The 20,755-nt window shown below is 60.3% G+C and carries 23 protein-coding genes; 13 read left to right on the forward strand and 10 right to left on the reverse strand.

The annotated features are described in order from the left end of the window. Positions 1–53 precede the first annotated feature (53 nt). Together QQG91_RS11865 and QQG91_RS11870 are read left to right on the forward strand one after the other, a co-directional pair. Positions 54–1,106 (forward strand): Mrp/NBP35 family ATP-binding protein, encoded by a 1,053-nt coding sequence (locus QQG91_RS11865; RefSeq protein WP_285770435.1) that lies wholly within the window; start codon positions 54–56, stop codon positions 1,104–1,106. A 42-nt stretch (positions 1,107–1,148) separates the two neighbouring features. Further along, a complete protein-coding gene (locus tag QQG91_RS11870; protein WP_285770436.1) occupies positions 1,149–2,891 on the forward strand; it encodes a hypothetical protein in 1,743 nt (580 codons plus the stop codon). A gap of 4 nt (positions 2,892–2,895) precedes the next feature. Here the strand turns inward: QQG91_RS11870 and QQG91_RS11875 are convergent, their stop codons facing one another. Both QQG91_RS11875 and QQG91_RS11880 read right to left on the reverse strand, forming a co-directional pair. Then, positions 2,896–3,942, reverse strand: a complete 1,047-nt coding sequence (locus tag QQG91_RS11875) for a DUF475 domain-containing protein (RefSeq protein ID WP_285770437.1) — start codon at positions 3,940–3,942, stop codon at positions 2,896–2,898. 80 nt (positions 3,943–4,022) lie between these two features. Further along, positions 4,023–4,262 carry an accessory factor UbiK family protein gene (locus QQG91_RS11880; protein WP_285770438.1) on the reverse strand — a complete coding sequence of 80 codons (240 nt, stop codon included), beginning with the start codon at positions 4,260–4,262 and terminating at the stop codon, positions 4,023–4,025. Between the two features lie 105 nt (positions 4,263–4,367). Between QQG91_RS11880 and lgt the strand changes: the two genes are divergently transcribed. The 5 genes from lgt (at position 4,368) to QQG91_RS11905 (ending at position 8,490) form a co-directional block, all read left to right on the forward strand. Next, positions 4,368–5,252, forward strand: a complete 885-nt coding sequence (lgt, locus tag QQG91_RS11885) for a prolipoprotein diacylglyceryl transferase (protein ID WP_285770439.1) — start codon at positions 4,368–4,370, stop codon at positions 5,250–5,252. Then, positions 5,249–6,307, forward strand: a complete 1,059-nt coding sequence (locus QQG91_RS11890; RefSeq protein WP_285770440.1) for a class I SAM-dependent methyltransferase — start codon at positions 5,249–5,251, stop codon at positions 6,305–6,307. The genes lgt and QQG91_RS11890 overlap by 4 nt, the downstream gene beginning before the upstream one ends. After that, a complete protein-coding gene (gene pgeF / locus QQG91_RS11895) occupies positions 6,304–7,059 on the forward strand; it encodes a peptidoglycan editing factor PgeF (protein WP_285770441.1) in 756 nt (251 codons plus the stop codon). Before QQG91_RS11890 ends, pgeF begins: the two co-directional genes overlap by 4 nt. 225 nt (positions 7,060–7,284) lie before the next feature. Then, positions 7,285–7,440 carry a hypothetical protein gene (locus tag QQG91_RS11900; RefSeq protein WP_285770442.1) on the forward strand — a complete coding sequence of 52 codons (156 nt, stop codon included), beginning with the start codon at positions 7,285–7,287 and terminating at the stop codon, positions 7,438–7,440. Between the two features lie 303 nt (positions 7,441–7,743). Further along, the gene (locus tag QQG91_RS11905; RefSeq protein WP_285770443.1) at positions 7,744–8,490 is read left to right on the forward strand and encodes a Hint domain-containing protein; all 747 of its coding nucleotides are present in this window, start codon (positions 7,744–7,746) and stop codon (positions 8,488–8,490) included. Here QQG91_RS11905 and QQG91_RS11910 read toward each other — a convergent pair whose 3' ends face one another. Next, positions 8,491–8,991 carry an Lrp/AsnC family transcriptional regulator gene (locus QQG91_RS11910; RefSeq protein WP_285770444.1) on the reverse strand — a complete coding sequence of 167 codons (501 nt, stop codon included), beginning with the start codon at positions 8,989–8,991 and terminating at the stop codon, positions 8,491–8,493. Between the two features lie 188 nt (positions 8,992–9,179). On the opposite strand from QQG91_RS11910, the gene trxB reads away from it, so the two are divergent. Next, positions 9,180–10,121: a thioredoxin-disulfide reductase gene (gene trxB, locus QQG91_RS11915; RefSeq protein WP_285770445.1), complete on the forward strand. Its 942-nt coding sequence runs from the start codon at positions 9,180–9,182 to the stop codon at positions 10,119–10,121. Between the two features lie 89 nt (positions 10,122–10,210). Here the strand turns inward: trxB and QQG91_RS11920 are convergent, their stop codons facing one another. Both QQG91_RS11920 and ychF read right to left on the reverse strand, forming a co-directional pair. Continuing rightward, on the reverse strand, positions 10,211–11,320 hold the full coding sequence (locus QQG91_RS11920; RefSeq protein WP_285770446.1) for an SEC-C domain-containing protein: 1,110 nt from the start codon (positions 11,318–11,320) through the stop codon (positions 10,211–10,213). 160 nt (positions 11,321–11,480) lie between these two features. Next, complete coding sequence (gene ychF / locus QQG91_RS11925; RefSeq protein ID WP_285770447.1) at positions 11,481–12,578, reverse strand: redox-regulated ATPase YchF; 1,098 nt, start codon at positions 12,576–12,578, stop codon at positions 11,481–11,483. Between the two features lie 144 nt (positions 12,579–12,722). Between ychF and trpA the strand changes: the two genes are divergently transcribed. After that, entirely contained in the window at positions 12,723–13,514 is a 792-nt protein-coding gene (gene trpA / locus QQG91_RS11930) for a tryptophan synthase subunit alpha (RefSeq protein ID WP_285770448.1), read from the forward strand. A gap of 69 nt (positions 13,515–13,583) precedes the next feature. Here the strand turns inward: trpA and QQG91_RS11935 are convergent, their stop codons facing one another. After that, positions 13,584–14,357, reverse strand: coding sequence for a ZIP family metal transporter (locus tag QQG91_RS11935; protein ID WP_285770449.1), 774 nt, complete (start codon positions 14,355–14,357; stop codon positions 13,584–13,586). 136 nt (positions 14,358–14,493) lie between these two features. Here QQG91_RS11935 and QQG91_RS11940 point away from each other — a divergent pair, with 136 nt between their 5' ends. The 4 genes from QQG91_RS11940 to QQG91_RS11955 all read left to right on the forward strand — a co-directional run bounded on the left by QQG91_RS11940 (position 14,494) and on the right by QQG91_RS11955 (position 17,717). Then, the gene (locus QQG91_RS11940; protein WP_285770450.1) at positions 14,494–15,657 is read left to right on the forward strand and encodes an alpha-hydroxy acid oxidase; all 1,164 of its coding nucleotides are present in this window, start codon (positions 14,494–14,496) and stop codon (positions 15,655–15,657) included. Between the two features lie 173 nt (positions 15,658–15,830). Next, positions 15,831–16,439 (forward strand): 50S ribosomal protein L25/general stress protein Ctc, encoded by a 609-nt coding sequence (locus tag QQG91_RS11945; RefSeq protein WP_285770451.1) that lies wholly within the window; start codon positions 15,831–15,833, stop codon positions 16,437–16,439. A 172-nt stretch (positions 16,440–16,611) separates the two neighbouring features. Then, complete coding sequence (gene pth, locus QQG91_RS11950) at positions 16,612–17,295, forward strand: aminoacyl-tRNA hydrolase (RefSeq protein ID WP_285770452.1); 684 nt, start codon at positions 16,612–16,614, stop codon at positions 17,293–17,295. A gap of 47 nt (positions 17,296–17,342) precedes the next feature. Then, on the forward strand, positions 17,343–17,717 hold the full coding sequence (locus QQG91_RS11955; RefSeq protein ID WP_285770453.1) for a DUF2237 family protein: 375 nt from the start codon (positions 17,343–17,345) through the stop codon (positions 17,715–17,717). Here QQG91_RS11955 and QQG91_RS11960 read toward each other — a convergent pair. From QQG91_RS11960 to trpB, 4 genes are all read right to left on the reverse strand, one after another. After that, positions 17,647–18,204, reverse strand: a complete 558-nt coding sequence (locus tag QQG91_RS11960) for a helix-turn-helix transcriptional regulator (RefSeq protein WP_285770454.1) — start codon at positions 18,202–18,204, stop codon at positions 17,647–17,649. The two genes, QQG91_RS11955 and QQG91_RS11960, sit on opposite strands and share 71 nt — an antisense overlap. A gap of 33 nt (positions 18,205–18,237) precedes the next feature. Continuing rightward, entirely contained in the window at positions 18,238–18,777 is a 540-nt protein-coding gene (locus QQG91_RS11965; protein WP_285770455.1) for a hypothetical protein, read from the reverse strand. Positions 18,778–18,870: 93 nt separating this feature from the next. Further along, positions 18,871–19,341 carry a hypothetical protein gene (locus QQG91_RS11970; RefSeq protein ID WP_285770456.1) on the reverse strand — a complete coding sequence of 157 codons (471 nt, stop codon included), beginning with the start codon at positions 19,339–19,341 and terminating at the stop codon, positions 18,871–18,873. Between the two features lie 174 nt (positions 19,342–19,515). After that, on the reverse strand, positions 19,516–20,742 hold the full coding sequence (gene trpB, locus QQG91_RS11975) for a tryptophan synthase subunit beta (protein ID WP_285770457.1): 1,227 nt from the start codon (positions 20,740–20,742) through the stop codon (positions 19,516–19,518). Positions 20,743–20,755 lie beyond the last annotated feature (13 nt).

Here is a 20,755-nt window from a genome sequence, read left to right on the forward strand (position 1 = left end):
CTTTGCGGCCCAAAGTCAGACCTATGGGCCAACTCTCTGACAAAGGCCAAGTCATGTCCCTCACCCGCGAAACCGTTCTCGACGTCCTCAAATCGATCCCCTCGCCTGCGGGCGGCGACCTCACGGGTCAGGCCCGCGCGGTGACGGTGGACGGCGATACCGTGCGCTTCGTGCTGGAAATCGACCCCGCGATGGCCGAGGCGATGACCGCCGCCAAATCACAGGCCGAGGCCAAAATCAAAGCGCTCGGCGCGGCCTCCATCTCGGTCGTGATGACCGCGCATTCCACGCCCAAGGCCCCCGACCTCAAACCCGCAGCACGCCCCGCCCCCGCTGGCCCCGAGCGCGTGCCGGGCGTCAAGAAAATCATCGCCGTGGCTTCGGGCAAAGGCGGCGTTGGCAAATCCACCGTCTCCGCGAACCTTGCCGCCGCGCTCGCGCTCGAAGGCAAAAAGGTCGGCCTACTTGATGCCGACGTCTACGGCCCCTCTCAGCACCGCATGTTCAACATCACCAAACGCCCCGCAACGGGCGACGGCAAGATGATCATCCCCGTGTCGAACCACGGCGTGACCCTTATGTCGATGGGCATGATGACCAAGGACGGCGAAGCGGTCGTCTGGCGCGGCCCGATGCTCATGGGCGCCCTGCAACAAATGCTGTTTCAGGTGCAGTGGGGCGAGCTTGACGCCCTCATCGTCGACCTTCCGCCCGGAACCGGTGACGTTCAGATGACCCTTGCGCAGAAAACCTTTGTGGACGGCGCAATCGTCGTCTCCACCCCGCAGGACATCGCCCTTCTCGACGCCCGCAAAGGCATCGACATGTTCCGCAAATTCAACGTGCCGCTCTTTGGTCTGATCGAGAATATGTCCGTGCACGTCTGCTCGAACTGCGGCCATGCCGAGCATATCTTCGGTCACGGCGGTGTCGCCGCCGAAGCCGAGGCGCTCGGCACTCCGCTTCTGGCCGAGATTCCGCTGCATATCGACATCCGCACCACCTCGGACAGCGGTGCCCCCGTGGTCGTCGCCAAGCCCGACAGCCCGCAGGCGCAAAGCTTCCGCCAATTGGCCCAGCGTTTCATTGCGGGTGGCATCGTCTGATCAGCGCACCATCGCCCAATTCGGGGGATGGTGAAATCCGGCTTGCAACGCCGTGCATCGGCGCTGCAAACTCCCGTGCATGATCAAATCACCCAAGTCTTTGCTCAAGCGATGAATGTCCCAATGCAGTTCGACCGCATCGCTATTCTGGACTGGTCCGCCGCAGGAAAACCCAAAACAGGGCGGGACTCGATCTGGCTCGGGATCACCGACGCCTTCGGCACTGAAACCGAGAATATTCCCACGCGCCTTCTTGCCGAAAGCGCGCTCTCGCAGCTCATCGAGGAGTGCCTGAACACGGGCAAACGGCTCTTGATCGGTGTGGATTTCGCGCTCTCCGCCCCCAAGGGCTTTACCGAGAGGGTGACAGGCGCGGCCCACCCCTTTGCGCTTTGGTCCTTTTTGCGCGAGCGGATCATCGAAGGCCCCGACAATTTCACCAACTACCGTGATGTAGCGGCAGAGATGAACGCCGCCTTTGACGAGGACGGCCCCTTTTGGGGCAACACCACATGTCAGGACATCCTCGGCCTGCCCCGCACAAAACCGCCGCTCCCCCAAGGGATCGAGACCTATCGCAGGACCGAAGTCATTGCCCGCCACGAAGGCGCAATGCCCAAGACCCTCTGGCAGCTGGCAGGCGCAGGCGCGGTCGGAGCCCAGTCGCTCACTGGCATGGCCATGCTCTCGCGGCTCAAGGCGGTGCAGCCCGAGATCAAAGTCTGGCCCTTTGAAGCGCCGGACCTGATCACCGTTGCCGAAGTCTATCCCAGCCTCATCGCCGAAGAGGTCCGCGCCGCGACCGACAAGGACAGCGTGCCCGACCAGCTACAGGTCGCGCTTCTGTCCAAGGCACTCTTTCACCTCTCATCGACGGGCCGCCTTGCGGGATTGATGGAGGGCGTGCCCACCGATGGTGCGATACTCGGCGCAGGTCAGGGCCACCTCCTGCGCGCCGCGCTCCCCAAAGCGCCCGCGCCCAAGAGCGCCCCCAAGGCGCGGCGCATTCCCCTGACGGATTTGCCCTCTGCCATCGCCGCGCTGGACCTTCCCCGTCCGAAAGTCGAGAAAACCGCCGCAACCGACCTCATCGGCCGCGTTCTGGCGCAGGACCTCTCTGCCGGATCGCTCAAGGCCAAGACCCGTGTGCCGCCCAAGGCCCTGCCGCTCTTGATCCGCGCGGGTCTTGGGGCCACCCCGACCTTTGCCCCGCTATGCGTTGCTATCGCGGGGCCTTCGGACGCGCTGCTGGGCCATGTGCTCGGCGCCAATCATGCCCGCATCGGCCAATGCGCGGCGCTGCCCCCGACCGCCAGCAGGATCAAGGCCCGCCTGACCGCCTTGGCGCTCGAACATGATCTCGTCATCTGCCGTCCCACCCAAGGCGTGCCTGCCCTCGAACCGCTTCTTACAGACGAACCGCTCTTTGAAATCGCCTTCACCAAGCCGCCCCTCGCCCCGCTGAGGGTGATCCTGTGGAAGGGCACGCCGCTCGTGATCCTGCCCGAAAGCGGTGGGAGCGATGCGCTCTTTCTCGGTCTGGTGCTCGGCCCCTTGGTCCGAAGTCTCGGCGGCGAGAACGTCACGCTTCGCCCCCAAATGCTCAGGGTCGCGTCACAGGATCAAAGCGGCTTGGTCTTCGGCACCCGCGACGGGGAACGCTTCATCCCGCTCCCGCAGTTGCCCGAGGAAGAGGCGCTCGCGTCCTCGACACATATCGCCATTCTCACCGAACAAAGCCCGTGGGCCGAAGCCTTTGCGCTTTGCGATCTGGGTCTGGCCTAAGCCATCATCCGTGCAGCCGCTTATAGCGGAGCGAGCTATAGAACGACGCACCGATCAGGGCTGCACCGATCAACCCCGTGACGACTTCAGGCACATGAAGATGCACATGGGTGAACATGATCAGCGACAGAACAAGGATCGAGTAAAACGCCCCATGCTCCAGAAAGCGGTATTCGGTGAGCGTGCCGCGATCCACCAAAAGGATCGTCATAGAGCGCACGAACATCGCCCCGATCCCAAGCCCGATCGCGATCACATAAAGGTTCTGCGTCAGCGCAAAAGCCCCGATCACCCCGTCGAAACTGAACGAGGCATCGAGCACCTCGAGATAGAGAAACCCGCTCAGCCCGACCTGCGCCGTGGCTGTCGAGGAGTCCCCTTCTAGGTAATCGCTCACCACATCCACGACGAGAAACGTCAAAAGCCCCCAGACCGACGCCGTCAGAAAGGTGAATGCCTCGCGTCCTTCGAATGATCCCGCAATGAGAGCGACAACCCCGAGCACAATGGCAACGGTCAGGAACTTTGCCCCCGACACGCGCGACACCATCCGCTCGACCCCGCCCAGCCAATGAACATGCTTTTGGTCGTCGCAAAAGAAATCGAGCGCGACCATCATCAGGAACGTGCCCCCGAACGCGCTGATCGACAGCCCCGCGCCTTCGATGATCTCGGCATAGCCCTGGGGATCATTAGACGCCAGACGAAGCGCTTCGATGGGTCCAAGATCGGCGGCCACCACGACAATCGCCAGAGGAAAAACGATCCGCATCCCGAACACGGCGATCAGAATACCCCAAGTCAGGAACCTGTGCTGCCATTCGGGCGTCATGGTGCGAAGCTTGTTCGCATTCACAATCGCATTATCGAACGAAAGCGAAATTTCGAGAACCGCCAGAACGCTCGCGATAAAGAGGATGTTGAGCATCCCGCCGATCGTGTGATGCGTCTCCCATCCAAGCCACGCACTCAGCCCAAGCCCGACAACGGTAAAGCCGATAGCATAGGTAAAATAGCTCGCAACGGATTTCGAGCAATTGGTGTCGGCCATGTGGTCCCCTTGGCTGAACGCAAAACGGCCACACCGCATGTGTGGCCATAGAAAAAGCGGCCCCAAAGGACCGCCTGATTTTACTTGGATTCGAGAGCGTCGAGCCGCGCTTTGAGCGCTTCGTTTTCCTCGCGGGCCTTCTGGGCCATCGCGCGCACCGCGTCGAATTCTTCGCGGGTGACAAAGTCGCGTTCGGCCAGCCAGCGATCAAGCAGCGACTTGAACGCATTGTCGGCTTCGGTCTTGGCGCCCTGTGCGACGCCCATCGCGTTGGTCATAAGCTGCGAAAGATCGTCGAGAATCTTGTTACGGGTTTGCATAAGGCCCTCCAGTTCGGTGCTTAACCGTTATATGGGCTTTGAGGCCCGAAATCGCAAGGCCAAGACCTGTTGACAACGCGCGTGGCGCACAGCAGACCTTTTGCCATGACCGGACCCATCTTTTTCCCCGATATCTCCCCCGAGATTTTCACCATCCACCTCTTCGGCAGCGATTTTTCGCTCCGCTGGTATGCTCTGGCCTATATCGTCGGGATCTTGCTGGGCTGGCGTCTGGCGGTCGCGACCTTGAACCGTCCGACCCTGTGGCGCAACGACACCCCACCGCTCGGCAAACAGATGCTCGAAGACCTTCTGACATGGATCATCCTCGGTGTGATCATCGGCGGGCGTCTGGGCTATGTGCTCTTCTATCAGCCCGCCTATTACCTCGCCCATCCGATGGAAATCCCCATGGTCTGGCTCGGCGGGATGTCGTTCCACGGCGGCTTCCTCGGGGTGGCCATCGGCTCGGCCGTCTTTGCCAAACGCCACGGGATCGAGCTTGGCAAACTCTTCGACATGATGGCCATCGCGGCCCCCATCGGGCTTTTCTTCGGCCGTATCGCCAACTTCATCAATGCCGAGCTCTGGGGCCGTCCGACCGATCTTCCTTGGGGCGTCGTCTTTCCGGGGGAAGCCGCCCAGAACTGCATGACGCTTCAGCTCTATTGTGCCCGCCACCCCTCGCAACTCTATGAGGCCCTTCTCGAAGGTCTCATCCTCGGCACGGTCCTCCTTTTTCTGGTCTTCCGCGCCAATGCGTTCAAAGCCCCGTGGCGCGCCACGGGCGTCTTTCTTGCCGGCTACGGCCTCTCGCGTTTTATCGTCGAATTCGTCCGCCAGCCCGATGCCCAATTCGTTACCCCGACGAACCCGCTCGGCCTTGCGGTCCAGTTCGGCGACTATGGCCTTACCATGGGCCAGATCCTGAGCCTTCCGATGCTCCTTCTCGGTCTTGTCTTCGTCCTGTATTCGACCCGCTCCAAATGACTGCACTTCTCGATATCCTGACCGCGCGGATCGCCGCGACGGGCCCGATTTCGCTGGCCGATTACATGTCCGAGGCGCTCTTGCATCCCGAGCACGGCTATTACGCGACCCGCGACCCCCTCGGAGCCGCTGGGGATTTCATCACCGCCCCCGAAATAAGCCAGATGTTCGGCGAGCTGCTGGGCCTTTGCCTTGCACAGACGTGGCTCGACCAAGGCGCGCCGTCCCGCTTCGCCCTTGTCGAACCCGGTCCCGGTCGCGGCACGCTGATGGCCGATATTCTCCGTGCCACCCGCGCCGTGCCGAATTTCCATGCCGCCGCCGAGGTCTATTTCCTCGAAGCCTCGCCCACCCTTCGCGCCGAACAGGCCAAGCGCGTTCCCGATGCGCGCTGGATCGACCGCCTGTCGGATCTCCCCGATCTGCCGGTCTACCTCGTCGCCAATGAATTCCTCGACGCGCTCCCCATCCGCCAATTCGTGCGGGACGGCACCGCATGGCGCGAACGGATGGTCGGCATGGATCAGGGCGGGCTGACCTTCGGCCTCTCGGCGCCCGCCCCCATCACCGCATTGACCCACAGGCTCGAAGACACCCAAGACGGCGACCTTGTCGAAACCTGCCCCGCTCTTCCCGCCTTTATCGGCGAGATCGGCGCACGGATCGAAACCAAGGGCGGCGCGGCGATCTTCATCGACTATGGCGACTGGCGCTCTCTGGGCGACACGCTTCAGGCCCTTCGTGCCCACGAAAAGACCGACCCGCTCGCCGCGCCGGGCACCGCCGATCTGACCGCCCATGTGGATTTCGAAGCCGTGGCACGCGCCGCCGCGCCCGCCAAATTCACCCGCCTCACCCCCCAAGGCGTCTTTTTGGAGCGGCTCGGCATTACCGAGCGGGCCCAAGCGCTCGCCACCCGTCTCGGCGGAGAGGCACTCGAATCCCACATTGCCGCGCATAGACGCTTGACCCATCCCGCGGAAATGGGAGACTTGTTCAAAGTGATGGGACTCTATCCCTCGACCGCCACCCCGCCACCGGGTCTTCAAGCATGACACTCGACATTATCACTTCCGACCTCCTCGGCCCCGTGCAACACGGGTTCTTTGCGCGGCGCGGCGGTGCCTCTTCGGGTATCTTCCAAGGGCTGAATTGCGGCTTCGGAAGCTCGGACCAGCACGAGATCGTCTCGATCAATCGCGCCCGCGTGGCCGAGGCGCTCGACGTCGACCACGCAGCCCTCGTCGGAGTGCACCAGACCCATTCCGCCGATGTCGTGCATGTCACCCAAGCAGGACAAGACACAGGCAAAGCCGATGCGCTCGTCACCGCGACCCAAGGCATTGCCATCTCGGTTCTGACCGCCGACTGCCAACCCGTTCTTTTTGCCGACACAAAAAACGGCGTGATCGGTGCCGCCCATGCAGGCTGGAAAGGCGCAATCTCGGGCATTCTCGAAGCCACGGTCGACGCCATGATCGAGATCGGCGCGGAACGCTCCGAGATCACCGCCGCCATCGGCCCCACGATCAGCCAACGCGCCTATGAAGTCGGCCCCGAGTTCGTCGAACAGTTTCTGGATGAAGACCACGGCTACGCCCGCTTCTTTGCCAACGGGAACGCCGATCGTTCGCTCTTCGACCTGCCTGCCTTTGGCCTCTATCGCCTGCGTGAAGCGGGCATCAAGGATGCCGAATGGACGCGCCACTGCACCTATGGGGACGCAGAGCGATTCTTCAGCTTCCGCAGAAGCGTCCACAAACAAGAGGCCGACTACGGTCGACTCATCGCAGCGATCCGCCTTTAGGCCGCCTATCCTGCCGCATTCCTGCCCGATTTTTCGGAAACAAAGCCCCGAATTGCGGCGTTACCGTATCGCTATTCCGAAAATTTCCAAATATTTTCAATGCCTTGTGAAAAACTGGAAACAATAGCCGCATTTTTTGCGCTTTGGCCCAACTCTTGCCGTGATGCTGGGTGAAAGTGATCCCAAGGCCGAAAGCGGCAACAGGACAACGAAAGAAGGCAGATCATGACAAAGACCATTGAAAAGCGCTGGATGACCAATCTCATGGCCGAAGTTGCCAAATGCGACACCCAAATGCCTTGGGCACGCGGAGCACGCCGTCAGGAAATGATCGCCCGCCGCAAAGCCGCCGAAACAGCCCAAGCCAAAGCAGCGGCCTGACCCTATTACCTCCCCTCGAGTGTTTGACACTCCACCTAAAACGGCGGCCCTTCCTCCCGGGGTCGCCTTTTTTAGTTGATTCATTCCAGAACAAACCCTCCAGAATGTGTCCCCGATTCTCGCCATAGTTGCGGATCAAGGAACAGTCCCGCCCGACCCCGCAGGATTGACCGCCACCAGCCTCCCAAAATCCGCTAAAATTTGACGGCAACGCGTTTTGCTTTAACCCTGCGTTGAGATTTACGTGCGCCGCACGTTGTCGGTGGGGGCCGACGAACGGTGCAATAACCGCAAGGGCATTGCATGAAAGACACCCCCAATGTGGCTGCTGACCGCGCCACACAAACCGCCATTTCCGACGTCAAGCGGCGTGCACCGAGCCTGCGAAGGTTCGAAACGATACATCTCGATCAACGCGGGGACATCGTCGAAACCACCCGCCTCGCGCCGTCCACGCCGCTTTTCGAGAGCGCCTTTTCGGCCTTTGCCCGTGGCGCGATCCTACGCACCGACATGGGCCCCCGCGCGGTAGAAGACCTTCTCCCCGGCGATCGTATCGAAACCGCCAACGGTCTGACCGAACTGCGCTGGAAAGGCACGATGCTCATCGTCCCGAACGCGGGCAACGACACGCCGCTCGTGCGGATCGGTGCGGATGCCTTGGGCATGATGCGGCCCCAGATGGACGTCGTGCTCGGCCCCTCGGCCCGCATTCTCCACCGCGCCTCGGGCGTCAAACAGCTCACAGGTCAGGACAAAGCCCTCACGCTGGCCACCGAATTCAGCGACGGCGTCACGATCACCGAAATGCGTCCCATCGCTCCTGTTCAGGTCTTCCACATCGCCTTCGACCGTCACGAAATCCTGAACGTCGGCGGCATCGAGTTGGAAAGCTACCACCCCGGACCCGAGCATCTCGTCTCCATTCGCGGCAATATGCTCGACCTGTTCCTGTCGATGTTCCCGCATATCAAAGAGCTGAGCGACTTCGGACCGCTTTCGCGGCCTCGGGTGAGTCTCAGGGATCTGGATCTGTTCAGCGCCGCCTGATCAGGCGTCGCGGGCCAGCCGCTCTTCGAGCACGTCGAACGGGACGCCGGGCTGGTCCTTGGCCCCGCGAATGACGAGCGACGTCTTCACGCTCGACACATTCGGCGCCTTGAGAAGATCCTCTGTCAAGAACCGCTGGAACGTCCGAAGATCGGGAGCCACGCATTTGAGGATGAAATCCACCTCGCCGTTGAGCATGTGACACTCGCGCACAAGCGGCCATTCCTGACAGCGCCCCTCAAAAGCCGAAAGATCGACCTCGGCCTGACTCTGAAGCCCGACCATCGCAAAGACCTGAACCTCAAAGCCCAGCTCGCGCGCATCCACATCCGCGTGATAGCCGCGAATATACCCCTGCTCTTCAAGCGTGCGCACACGGCGCAGACAGGGCGGCGCGGAAATCCCCACGCGCTTTGCCAGCTCGACATTCGTCATCCGCCCGTCCGCCTGAAGTTCGGCAAGGATCATACGGTCAATTTCATCAAGCTTCGTGCCGGGCATTTGCCACCTCGTAGTTTTTCAATGTTCTTTACGTCAACGCCCTCGGGAGCGCAACAATATTTCACAAACGCGCAACTTCCTTTCGAAGAGTTGCGGCGATTTGCATCTATTGTGACGATGGGCGGCCCTTTCACTTGGGTCGCGGCGGCGCTATATCGGGACGGATTGATAATGAAAAGGGGGCTGACATGTCTGACTCGCGCCACACCAAAGTTCTGATCATCGGCTCCGGCCCCGCAGGGTATACCGCAGGCGTTTACGCCAGCCGCGCCATGCTCTCCCCGATCCTCGTGCAGGGGATGGAGCCGGGCGGCCAGCTCACCACCACGACCGAGGTCGAGAACTGGCCGGGCGTCAATGAAATCCAAGGCCCCGAACTGATGGTCAACATGGAAGCCCACGCCAAGGCCATGGGCTGCGAGATCATCATGGACATCATCACCGATCTGGACCTGTCCAAGCGTCCCTTCACCGCCAAGGGCGACAGCGGCACCACCTACACCGCCGATGCCGTGATCCTCGCCACAGGGGCCAAGGCCAAATGGCTCGGCCTTCCCACCGAAGAGAAATTCCGCGGCTTCGGCGTGTCGGCCTGTGCGACCTGTGACGGCTTCTTCTATCGCGGTCAGGAAATCGTCGTGGTCGGCGGCGGCAACACCGCAGTGGAAGAGGCGCTCTTCCTCACCAACTTCGCTTCCAAAGTGACGCTGATCCACCGCCGCGACGAGCTGCGCGCCGAAAAGATCCTCATCGACCGTCTCACCAAGAACCCCAAGATCGAGACCCTCTGGTTCCACGAAATCCACGAGGTCTACGGCACAGACAGCCCGCTCGGCGTCGAAGGCGTCAAGGTCAAGCACACCAAAACGGGCGAAATCACGGACATTCCCGCCAAGGGCGTCTTTATCGCCATCGGCCACGCCCCCGCGAGCGAACTCGTCAAGGACCAGCTCGAATTGCACAACGGCGGCTATGTCTCGGTGAAACCCGGCTCGACCGAAACCTCGATCCCCGGCGTCTTTGCTGCAGGCGACCTCACCGACCACAAATACCGCCAAGCCATCACCTCCGCAGGCATGGGCTGCATGGCCGCCCTAGACGCCGAACGCTTCCTCGCGGAAGAGCACTAAGCGACCCTTCGGACCACTCCTAGAGCAACGCAAGCCGCCCCTTCGGGGGCGGTTTTTGTTTTTGGGGGCTTTGGGCTTGAGGGCAATACCTATTGCCAAGTAACGGATAGACTAGGCGGGAGATCAAACCCAATTTCGCGACGAATTAATGCGGACGGCGGACTACCCATGAAATCCAACCCGTCCTCAGCTAAGTATTGCAAATGTTTCTTATGAGTTTCTTCAAGATCACGATACCAGTCCGGATTGAAGAAAATATTCTCAATGTGTTTGACAACAAACTGTAAAACCGCGGAAGCCTGTTCCTCAGAAGGCAACATTGAAATCTGCTCAGCAACTATCCTTCCTGGGGCACCTTCAATTTCCCGCCAAGATATACAAACGATCGCTCGACTTTCTGCCGCAAAAGAAGAGACTATAATCTGCTCCAAAAGCTGATCAGAACAAACGTCCTGAAGTTGCCTGCCATAGAAGTCGGTTAATGGTGACCAAGCTCCCGCGAACATAAAGGGTAATTGACCGTCGAATTCAATGATCATGGAGCTAATCAAATTAACCTGTCGATGGACAAGCGCCGAAGTCAAACAGTCGAAGGTCGCTCTTAACTCGCGACGGGCTGCCTCATTTCCTAGACTTATTTCGCTTAGCTTCGCTTGGAAAAGGAACTGATCTGAAAGTGACCGACCTTTATCGGCACCGTGCAAGGTTGTTCTCAAGTGTGCCGAGGCGTCTTTGCCATAGAGTTCCCGACTTATAGTTCGATAAGCAACTGTAAGGCACTGCAACGGGGTCGCCGCAAATATCTCGTTCTCAAGACACGAGAAAAGGACGCGATCATGTAAACCACAGAACCCATAAAAAGCAGAAGCCTGATTTATGCCAACTTCTTTGATGTTAATTAGAGATCCGTTGGTCCTCTTGAGCCGTGGATCGACCTGATAAGTCAGCACGTGCCCATCGACTGCTATTCTATTCAAATTAGGTCCACGTGAGACGCTATGAGCCCTAATGATCTTACCTTCACAGGGGCCCAATCCAACATCACGGGCAAAACAAGTTCGCTCAGAAAATGCTTTCTTGTTAGCTGAAACAGCATTCCACAGGTTTTCTGGTTTTTGTGCGTCTCGCGCCAAATGACATTTCTTATACTTGAGTTCTGAACCACACCAACAGCGAGCGTTCCTATCTCTACCTTTCATCTTCGAACCCCCGAACTAAACAAAACCAAATGCAAATCACCAAAAAATAGCATGAATAACCATCTTATCCACCATAAATTGCAGATCTTCTCCCCCCCCAAAAAAACAAAAACGCCGCCCCCATCAGGAGCGGCGCTTTCCCTAAAATTTTCCTGTAAAATCAAGTATTAAACAGGAAGTGCATGACGTCCCCGTCCTTGACGATATAGGTCTTGCCCTCGGCGCGCATCTTGCCCGCTTCCTTGGCGCCCGTCTCGCCACCCAAGGTGACATAGTCCTCATAGGCGATGGTCTCGGCGCGGATGAAGCCGCGTTCGAAGTCGCCGTGGATGACCCCTGCGGCCTGCGGTGCGGCAGTGCCTTCCTTGATGGTCCAGGCGCGGGCCTCTTTGGGACCGACGGTGAAATAGGTCTGAAGGTGCAAAAGCTGGTAGCCTGCGCGGATAAGACGGTCGAGACCTGCCTCCTCCAGCCCCATTTCCGAGAGGAACATCTCGGCCTCTTCGGCGTCGAGCTGGCTGATCTCTTCCTCGATGCGTGCCGAGATCACCACATGGCTGTTGCCCTGCGCCGCCGCCATTTCCGCCACGCGGGCCGACTGGCTGTTGCCCGTGGCCGAGGCCTCCTCTTCCACGTTGCAGACATAGAGCACGGGCTTGGTCGACAGAAGCTGGAGCATCTTCCACGCCTTCTTGTCGTCCTCTGCCACGTCGACCGTGCGGGCAGGCTTGCCGTCCTCGATCGCCGCTTTGGCAAGGTTGAGGAGGCGCTCCTGATCGATGGCTTCCTTATCGCCGCCGCGCACCTTGCGCACGATGTTCTGCAGACGGCGCTCGATGGACTCGAGGTCCGCCAGCATCAGCTCCATCTCGATGGTCTCGGCGTCCGACACGGGGTCCACGCGGCCTTCGACGTGGGTGATGTCGTCATCCTCGAAACAGCGCAGCACATGGGCGATGGCGTCACACTCGCGGATGTTGGCAAGGAACTGGTTCCCGAGGCCTTCGCCCTTGGACGCGCCCTTGACCAGACCCGCGATGTCCACGAACGTCATACGGGTCGGGATGATCTGCTTGGAGCCTGCGATCGCGGCCAGCTTGTCCAGACGCGCATCGGGCACGGCCACTTCGCCCACGTTCGGCTCGATGGTGCAGAACGGAAAGTTCGCCGCCTGCGCCGCAGCGGTTTTGGTCAATGCATTGAACAGGGTGGACTTGCCGACGTTCGGCAGACCAACGATACCCATCTTGAAGCCCATAGGACCCTCCTGAAAACTCTTGGGCGCTTCTAGGACGCAAGAGGCACATATTCAAGCAATCCTTGCCCGCCGAGGCCCCTGCCCCATTGCAACGGCGCGTCTTTTGGGCGAAACCCCTTTGGAACTATTGTGAGGGGGGTCCCGATGACTCGGATCGACGCGAAATTTGCCGAACTCAAAGCCGCAGGTAAGAAGGCCTTTGTCGCCTATGTCATGGCGGGCGATCCCGACCTCGAGACCTCGATCGAAATCGTCAAAGGCTTGCCCGCGGCAGGCGTCGACATCATCGAGCTCGGCCTTCCCTTTACCGATCCGATGGCAGACGGCTCGACCATCCAGCTCGCGGGCCAGCGTGCGCTTGACGGCGGCATGACCTTGAACAAGACGCTCGACGTCGCCCGCGCCCTGCGCGAGACCGATCAGACCACCCCGATCGTGCTCATGGGCTATTACAACCCGATCTACAGTCATGGCGTGGACAAGTTCCTTGTGGACGCCAAAGAGGCAGGGATCGACGGTCTTATCATCGTGGACCTTCCCCCCGAAGAGGACAGCGAGCTTTGCATCCCCGCGCAGGCCGCAGGGATCAACTTCATCCGTCTCGCGACCCCGACCACCGATGACAAGCGCCTCCCCAAAGTGCTCCAGAACACCTCCGGTTTCGTCTACTACGTGTCGGTGACGGGCATCACCGGTGCCGCCGCCGCCGTCGCAGGCGAGGTCGGCCCCGAGGTCGCCCGCATCAAGGCCAAGACCGATCTTCCGATCATCGTCGGCTTTGGTATCCGTACCCCCGAAGCCTCGCGCGATATCGCCGCCATCGCGGACGGCGCAGTCGTCGGTTCGGCCATCGTCGGCAAGATCGGTGACGGCGAAAGCGTCGCGGACGTGCTCGCCTTTGTAAAAACCTTGGCCGACGGCGCACACTCGGCCTAAGGCCCTTTGACCTGCCCATAGATAAAGCCGCCTCTCGGGCGGCTTTTTGTTTTCAATGGCGCTAGCAAGTCACCCCAGAGTCACATCAAGGAACATCATCAGGATCAGGCCGAAGATGAGGCCTGTGGTGGCGCGGTTCTGGTGGCCCGAGCGGTGGGTTTCGGGGACGATCTCGTGGCTGATGATATAGAGCATCGCACCCGCCGAGAAGGTAAGGCCAAGGGGCAGGATCGTTGTCGAGAGCGAAACGGCGCTTGCGCCGATCAAAGCGCCCAAGGGCTCGACCGCGCCTGTCAGGGCGGCGGTGGCAAAGGACTTCCACTTGCCGTAGCCGCGGCTCATCAAAGCGACCGCAACGGCGAGACCTTCGGGAAGATCCTGAAGCGAAATGCCCGTCATGACGGAAAGCCCGCGCGTGATGTCGTCGCCGCCGAAGGAGACGCCGATCGACATGCCTTCGGGAAAGTTGTGGATCGTGATCGCGATCACAAAGAGCCAGATACGCGCCAGCGAGGTGGAGTCCGCGTTCTCTTGCCCCATCTCGAAGTGCTCGTGCGGGAGCGTGGAGTTGAGCCACGCCACAAAGCCCGCCCCGAGCGCGATACCGACCGCCGCGATCAGGGCTGCGATTGCGGTGCTGTTCCAGATGTCTTCGGCCACGGCGATGCCGGGTATAATGAGCGAGAAGTAGGAGGCCGAGAGCATGACCCCCGCCGCAAAGCCGAGCATGGTATCGCTCGCCCGCTGCGAGAGCGGTTTGCCCACAAGAACAAAGGCAGCGCCGAGGGTGGTCGCAAGAAAAGCAACGACACCGCCGAGCGTGCCGTGAAGAATGGTATCCATCACTGTCCCCAGAATTTCTGGGGAAAGCTCTCTGTAAATGCGGGAGAAGGCAAGCGGAAAGCCCAGAGTTTTGTTGCGCAATACCGCACGGATTGGTAAGGGTTCACTACCAATTTAGATAATTTGCGGTTTTATCATGCCAGTCATCACCTGTATCGACGACCTCAAGCGGCTTCATAAGCGCCGTGCGCCCAAGATGTTCTATGACTATGCGGAGTCGGGGTCGTGGACCGAGCAGACCTTCCGCGAGAACGTCTCGGACTTTGAAAAGATCCGACTGCGACAGCGGGTGGCGGTGGATATGTCGAACCGCACCACGGCTTCGACCATGATCGGGCGCGAGGTGTCGCTTCCTGTGGCGCTGGCCCCTGTCGGGCTCCTCGGGATGCAGAACGCGGACGGCGAGATCAAATCGGCAAAGGCCGCCGAGAAGTTCGGGGTGCCCTATACGCTTTCCACCATGTCGATCTGTTCGATCGAGGATGTGCGCGAGCACACCAAAGCGCCGTTCTGGTTCCAGCTCTATGTGATGCGGGACGAGGAGTTCGTGGACAACATCATCGCGCGGGCCAAGAACGCGGGTGTGGATGCACTGGTCATCACGCTTGACCTCCAGATCCTCGGGCAGCGGCACAAGGACCTCAAGAACGGGCTTTCGGCACCGCCCAAGCCGACGCTCAAGACCATGATCGACCTTTCGACCAAATGGGCTTGGGGGCTCGAGATGCTCGGGACCAAGCGCCGCACCTTCCGCAACATCGTCGGCCATGCCAAGAGCGCGACCGATATGTCGAGCCTGTCGTCATGGACCGCTGAGCAGTTCGAGCCGCGTCTCGACTGGTCGATGATTGCCCGTCTCAACGAGAAATGGGGCGGCAAGGTGATCCTCAAGGGCGTGCTCGACGTCGAGGACGCCAAGAAATGCGTCGAGGTCGGGGCCGATGCGATCATCGTGTCGAACCACGGCGGACGTCAGCTTGACGGGGCGCTCTCGTCGATCCGCGTTCTTCCGTCTATCGTGGCGGCTGTGGGCGACCAGACCGAGGTCTGGCTCGACAGCGGTATCCGTTCGGGTCAGGACATTCTCAAGGCGCTGGCGCTCGGGGCCAAGGGCACGATGATCGGGCGCGCCTATGTCTATGGACTTGGCGCGATGGGCGAAAAGGGCGTGACCACCGCGCTTCAGGTGCTCCAGAAAGAGCTTGATATCTCGATGGCGCTTTGCGGCAAACGGGACGTCAAAGATCTTGGGCGTGACGTGCTTCTCGTGCCCGAAGATTTCGAGGGCCGCTGGCAGTAAGCCCCGCCCCGAAACGCGAGACAAATCAGGGCAGCACCAGAGGGGGCTGCCCTTGTTTTATTGGGCTTGAGGGCGATTTTACCCTTTCCAAAACGCAGAATCGGTCGTATAGGCACGGCTTCATCGGGCCGCACACCCTTGGAGGGCGGCCCCATTATTTATGGAGAATACAAATGGCACGTGAGATTCCTGATCTTATCGCCACGGAACGTTCGGGGACAGGCAAGGGGGCCGCTCGTCAAGCTCGTCGTGATGGAATGGTACCGGGCGTTGTTTACGGTGGTGGCGCAGATCCGCTTCCGATCAACCTCGACTTCAACAAGCTGCTGACCAGACTTCGCGCTGGCCGCTTTATGTCGACGCTCTTCAACCTCAAAGTCGAAGGCCACGACGACGTTCGCGTCATCTGCCGCGGCGTGCAGCGTCACGTTGTGAAGGACCTTCCGACCCACGTCGATCTTATGCGCCTCAAGCGCACCAGCCGCGTGAACCTCTTTGTCCACGTTGACTTCATCAACGACAAAGCTTCCCCCGGCATCAAGAAGGGCGGCGTTCTGACCGTTGTTCGCGCCGAAGTCGAACTCAACGTTCTTGCCGGTGACATCCCCGAGTCGATCGTTGTTGACCTCACCGGTCGCGATATCGGCGACGTGATCCACATTTCGGACGTGACCCTTCCCGAAGGCGTCAAGCCGACCATCGAGCGTGACTTCGTTATTGCGAACATCTCGGCTCCGTCGGGTCTTCGTTCGTCCGACAACGAAGAGGAAGGCGAAGAGTAAGTCTCTTCCCATCCTTCTACGGATTTGCGCGGGGCCTTCGGGCCCCGTTTGCATTTGGGGGACAATCTTCCCCGCGGGGAAGATTTATTGTTTATTAACAATTACTTACAACAATATAACGCAGCGCACGCAGGGTCTGGAAAGCGCGGTCTCCCGCAGGTAAGATGTTGATATGAAACTCTTTGTCGGACTTGGAAATCCGGGCAGCAAATATGCCCGCACGCGTCACAACATCGGCTTTATGGCGGTTGACCGTATTGCCGAAGAGCACGGCTTTGCCCCTTGGCGATCGAAGTTCCAAGGCGAGATGAGCGAAGGCCGTCTCGGGCGGGAAAAGGTCATCCTTTTGAAACCGCAGACGTTCATGAACCTTTCGGGGCAATCCGTCGGCGAGGCGATGCGGTTCCACAAGCTGTCACCCGAAGATGTGGTGGTGTTCCATGACGAGCTTGACCTTGCGCCCGGCAAATGCAGGCTCAAGACGGGCGGCGGTCATGCGGGGCACAACGGGCTTCGCTCGATCCATCAACACATCGGCGAGGCCTATGACCGTGTTCGGCTCGGCATCGGGCATCCCGGCCACAAGGACCGCGTGTCGGGCTATGTGCTCCACGAATTCGCCAAGGCCGAAGAAGGCTGGCTTGACGATATGATGCGCGGGATTGCCGATGGCGCGGCGGCTCTGGCCGATGGGGATGGCGCCAAGTTCATGAATGCGGTTGCGCTGCGCGTTGCGCCGCCGCGTTCCTCGACGGGAACCAAGGCCGAGACCGCGCCCAAAGCCAAGGTCGAGCCCGAAGCCGCGCCAGAGGACAAGCGCAGCGCGCTGCAAAAGCTGGCCGATAAATTTCGCTAGGAAAAATGCCGTTCTCTGGGCAGGATAGCCCAAAAGAGGAGAGCGGCATGTTCGAGAAAGACCCGTCCGAAAACGTGCTTGGAGGCGCGCTTGAGGCCTGTTCGCTGGACCCGATGACGGGATACTTCCGCAACGGGGCCTGTGACACCTGCGCCGAGGATCGGGGCAGCCACACGGTCTGTGCGGTGATGACGGACGAGTTTCTGGCTTTTTCGAAGTATGTCGGCAACGATCTTTCGACACCTGCCCCGCAATACGGTTTTGAAGGTCTCAAGGCGGGGGATCGCTGGTGTCTCTGCGCGGCGCGGTTCCTACAGGCCCATGACGAGGGATGCGCCCCGCGCGTGAACCTTAGGGCGACGCATCGGCGGGCGCTGGAAGTGGTGCCTCTTGCAGTTCTGAAGCTGCATTCGACGGACTAGCGGTCGGCAAGAGACGGTCATCCATCAGATCCTCGATGAAGAGGCTGAGAAGCTGGGGGCGGCCCGTCACGCCTGCCTTGCGATAGATGGCGTTCATCTGGGCTTTGACCGTGCCTTCGGAAGTGGCGCGGACGGCGGCGATGTCGGCAAGCGGAAGGCCCTTGATCGCGAAGAGCGCGACATCCTGTTCGGCGGGGGTCAGGCCCCAGTCGGCAAAATGCTCGTCAAGGATTTCGTGAAAGGCGCTTGAGGCCATGCGGAGGCGATCCTCGGCCAGCGTGGCGCGTTTGTGGGTGCGGCGAAGGGCAACGCCGCCGAGGGTGATCCCGATCAGAAGACCGAGGGCGGCGCCAAGCTCGATGAACTCGCTCAATTGCCAAGCGATGGGGGCGAAACCGAGAACCGAACCAAGGATATTCGACACGAAAAACACGGCGCAGATGACCTGCACCACAAGGGCAAAGGCGATGGGGAACGAGCGCCTCATACGGCAGGCCAAGCGGGCAAAGACGATAAGGGTTTAGTCATCATCTTTGTCGTCGCCCTTGTCGTCGTCGCGGTCGTCATCCTTGTCGTCGTCGCTGTCGTCGCTGCCTTTGCCCGAGTTCGAAGAGCGGTCGTCATCATCATCGTCATCGTCGTCGTCGCTGTGCGAGCCCGAGCCGGAGTTCGACACGTTGGTCGTTGTCGTCGTGCTCTGAACGGCGGCCGTGGTGCCTCCCGAGGACGAGGAGCCCGAGGGCGCGGCAGCGGTGGTGCTCCCGACTTGGGGGATCACGATGTTGTTCGAGCTGCGCTTGTTGCCCGAGCGGTATTCCCAATAGTCGCGCAGGATCTCGCCCGTGGTGGGGTTGATGACGATCTCGCGCTCGATCGTGGCGTTCTTGGCCTCGATCTTGAGGCGACCGAGAAGCGTGCGCTCGACCTCGAACTCGGTGAACCCTTGGGCGCGGAGTTGGCGGACAACCGACTCTTCTACCGTTTCGGCAAAGACAGGCGCGGAAAGGCCGAGAGCGGCGAGCGTCAGTATCGCTTTGAGCGTGTTTTGAAATGAGATCATGTTCAATCCAGTTTGGCCCCACGCCAGAAGCGCGGGGCTCTTATCAAAGCCAGTTTAGCTTTGGCTTCTGCTCGATGTCACCTGTTTTGAGGATCAATCGTCGTCGCTGTCGCGGTCACGGTCGCCGCCGTGGTCGTCGTCGTGATCGCTGTCGTCGTCATCGCCGCCGCGTCCGCGCCCACGGCCACGGTCGTCATCGTCGCCGTTGTCGTCGAAGGAACGGGACTCGCCGCCGTGGTGGCCACTGTCGTCAAAGCCCGAGTGGTGGCTGCTGCTGTCATCGGACAGGCCTGTGGTGCTCGACGACGAGCTGCTGCTCGAGCTCCTTGCACCGGCGGGATAGACCTCGCGCTTGAGCTCGGCGGCGGTGGCGTTGTCATAGATGACCTCGACCTTGGTGCCGTTCATATAGGCTTCGACCTTGGTGGTGGTCGCACTGCGCTTGATTTCAAGGTTGGTATAGCCCGCGTCGCCCCAGACCTGAATGATGCTGTCCGTCAGGGCATCCGCATGAGCGGTGGCGGCCAGAGTAGCGAATACGGCTGAAAGAATGAATTTACGCATTTGAAGTCTCCTCACTATGTGTGTTCGACCGTTGTGGGTCGTGACACCAGATGGCGGGATCAAGCGAGGAGAAGATATTGGACGCGGGTTTATTGCGGGGCGCGTAAACCGTCGGTTTATGGGCCTAAACCAAAGTTTAGGGCAAAGAAAAAGGCCCCGAAGGGCCTGTAATCCTTAGACTTTCATGTCGAACCCGAGGTGTTTGGCGACGGTAAAGATGTCTTTGTCGCCGCGACCACACATGTTCATGATGATGATGTGGTCCTTGGGAAGCGTGGGCGCGATCTTGATCACATGGCCCAAAGCGTGGCTCGGTTCGAGCGCGGGGATGATTCCTTCGGTCTCGCAGCAGAGCTGGAAGGCGGCGAGCGCCTCTTTGTCGGTGATCGCAACGTATTTCGCGCGGCCCACATCGTGGAGCCAAGCATGTTCGGGACCGATTCCCGGATAGTCGAGACCTGCGGAAATCGAGAAGCCTTCGAGAATCTGGCCGTCGTCATCCTGAAGCAGATAGGTACGGTTGCCGTGAAGCACGCCCGGACGCCCGCCCGTGAGCGAGGCGCAGTGTTCCATCTTTTCGTCGACGCCTTTGCCGCCTGCTTCGACGCCGATGATCTCGACCGATTTGTCGTCGAGGAACGGATAGAAGAGCCCCATGGCATTGGAGCCACCGCCGATGGCGGCGATGATGGTGTCGGGAAGACGGCCTTCGGCCTTCATCATCTGTTCTTTGGCTTCTTTGCCGATGATCGACTGGAAGTCGCGGACCATGGCGGGATAGGGGTGCGGACCTGCGACGGTGCCGATGCAGTAGAAGGTGTCGCGCACGTTGGTGACCCAATCGCGCAGCGCGTCGTTCATCGCATCTTTGAGCGTGCCGCGACCCGAGGTGACGGGCACGACTTCGGCCCCGAGAAGGCGCATGCGGAAGACGTTGGGGGCCTGACGTTCGACATCGTGCGCGCCCATGTAGACAACGCATTTCAGGCCGAATTTCGCACAGACGGTTGCGGTGGCAACGCCGTGCTGACCTGCGCCCGTTTCGGCGATGATGCGGGTTTTGCCCATGCGGCGAGCAAGGATGATCTGGCCGAGCACGTTGTTGATCTTGTGCGCGCCGGTGTGGTTCAGCTCGTCGCGCTTCATATAGACCTTGGCACCGCCGAGGCGTTCGGTCAGGCGCTCTGCAAAGTAGAGCGGGCTGGGACGGCCGACGTAGTTCGTCCAGAGGTCATCCATCTCGGCCCAGAAGGTCGGGTCGGTCTTGGCGAACTCGTATTGTTCCTGAAGGTCGAGAATGAGCGGCATCAGGGTTTCGGACACAAAGCGCCCGCCGAAGATACCAAAGCGGCCGTTTTCGTCAGGACCGTTCATGAAGCTGTTGAAAAGATCGTCTGCCATCTTGGCCTCCCCA

The sequence above is a fragment of the Marivivens sp. LCG002 genome (genome assembly GCF_030264275.1).
GTDB lineage: Bacteria > Pseudomonadota > Alphaproteobacteria > Rhodobacterales > Rhodobacteraceae > Marivivens.

Excerpts from the sequence above, each read along its gene's own strand:
- QQG91_RS11865 (WP_285770435.1), top strand. The coding sequence starts at position 54 with ATGTCCCTCACCCGCGAAACCGTTCTCGACGTCCTCAAATCGATCCCC.
- QQG91_RS11875 (WP_285770437.1), bottom strand. The coding sequence starts at position 3,942 with ATGGCCGACACCAATTGCTCGAAATCCGTTGCGAGCTATTTTACCTAT.
- QQG91_RS11880 (WP_285770438.1), bottom strand. The coding sequence starts at position 4,262 with ATGCAAACCCGTAACAAGATTCTCGACGATCTTTCGCAGCTTATGACC.
- lgt (WP_285770439.1), top strand. The coding sequence starts at position 4,368 with ATGACCGGACCCATCTTTTTCCCCGATATCTCCCCCGAGATTTTCACC.
- QQG91_RS11890 (WP_285770440.1), top strand. The coding sequence starts at position 5,249 with ATGACTGCACTTCTCGATATCCTGACCGCGCGGATCGCCGCGACGGGC.
- pgeF (WP_285770441.1), top strand. The coding sequence starts at position 6,304 with ATGACACTCGACATTATCACTTCCGACCTCCTCGGCCCCGTGCAACAC.
- QQG91_RS11900 (WP_285770442.1), top strand. The coding sequence starts at position 7,285 with ATGACAAAGACCATTGAAAAGCGCTGGATGACCAATCTCATGGCCGAA.
- QQG91_RS11905 (WP_285770443.1), top strand. The coding sequence starts at position 7,744 with ATGAAAGACACCCCCAATGTGGCTGCTGACCGCGCCACACAAACCGCC.
- QQG91_RS11910 (WP_285770444.1), bottom strand. The coding sequence starts at position 8,991 with ATGCCCGGCACGAAGCTTGATGAAATTGACCGTATGATCCTTGCCGAA.
- trxB (WP_285770445.1), top strand. The coding sequence starts at position 9,180 with ATGTCTGACTCGCGCCACACCAAAGTTCTGATCATCGGCTCCGGCCCC.
- QQG91_RS11920 (WP_285770446.1), bottom strand. The coding sequence starts at position 11,320 with ATGAAAGGTAGAGATAGGAACGCTCGCTGTTGGTGTGGTTCAGAACTC.
- ychF (WP_285770447.1), bottom strand. The coding sequence starts at position 12,578 with ATGGGCTTCAAGATGGGTATCGTTGGTCTGCCGAACGTCGGCAAGTCC.
- trpA (WP_285770448.1), top strand. The coding sequence starts at position 12,723 with ATGACTCGGATCGACGCGAAATTTGCCGAACTCAAAGCCGCAGGTAAG.
- QQG91_RS11935 (WP_285770449.1), bottom strand. The coding sequence starts at position 14,357 with ATGGATACCATTCTTCACGGCACGCTCGGCGGTGTCGTTGCTTTTCTT.
- QQG91_RS11940 (WP_285770450.1), top strand. The coding sequence starts at position 14,494 with ATGCCAGTCATCACCTGTATCGACGACCTCAAGCGGCTTCATAAGCGC.
- QQG91_RS11945 (WP_285770451.1), top strand. The coding sequence starts at position 15,831 with ATGGCACGTGAGATTCCTGATCTTATCGCCACGGAACGTTCGGGGACA.
- pth (WP_285770452.1), top strand. The coding sequence starts at position 16,612 with ATGAAACTCTTTGTCGGACTTGGAAATCCGGGCAGCAAATATGCCCGC.
- QQG91_RS11955 (WP_285770453.1), top strand. The coding sequence starts at position 17,343 with ATGTTCGAGAAAGACCCGTCCGAAAACGTGCTTGGAGGCGCGCTTGAG.
- QQG91_RS11960 (WP_285770454.1), bottom strand. The coding sequence starts at position 18,204 with ATGAGGCGCTCGTTCCCCATCGCCTTTGCCCTTGTGGTGCAGGTCATC.
- QQG91_RS11965 (WP_285770455.1), bottom strand. The coding sequence starts at position 18,777 with ATGATCTCATTTCAAAACACGCTCAAAGCGATACTGACGCTCGCCGCT.
- QQG91_RS11970 (WP_285770456.1), bottom strand. The coding sequence starts at position 19,341 with ATGCGTAAATTCATTCTTTCAGCCGTATTCGCTACTCTGGCCGCCACC.
- trpB (WP_285770457.1), bottom strand. The coding sequence starts at position 20,742 with ATGGCAGACGATCTTTTCAACAGCTTCATGAACGGTCCTGACGAAAAC.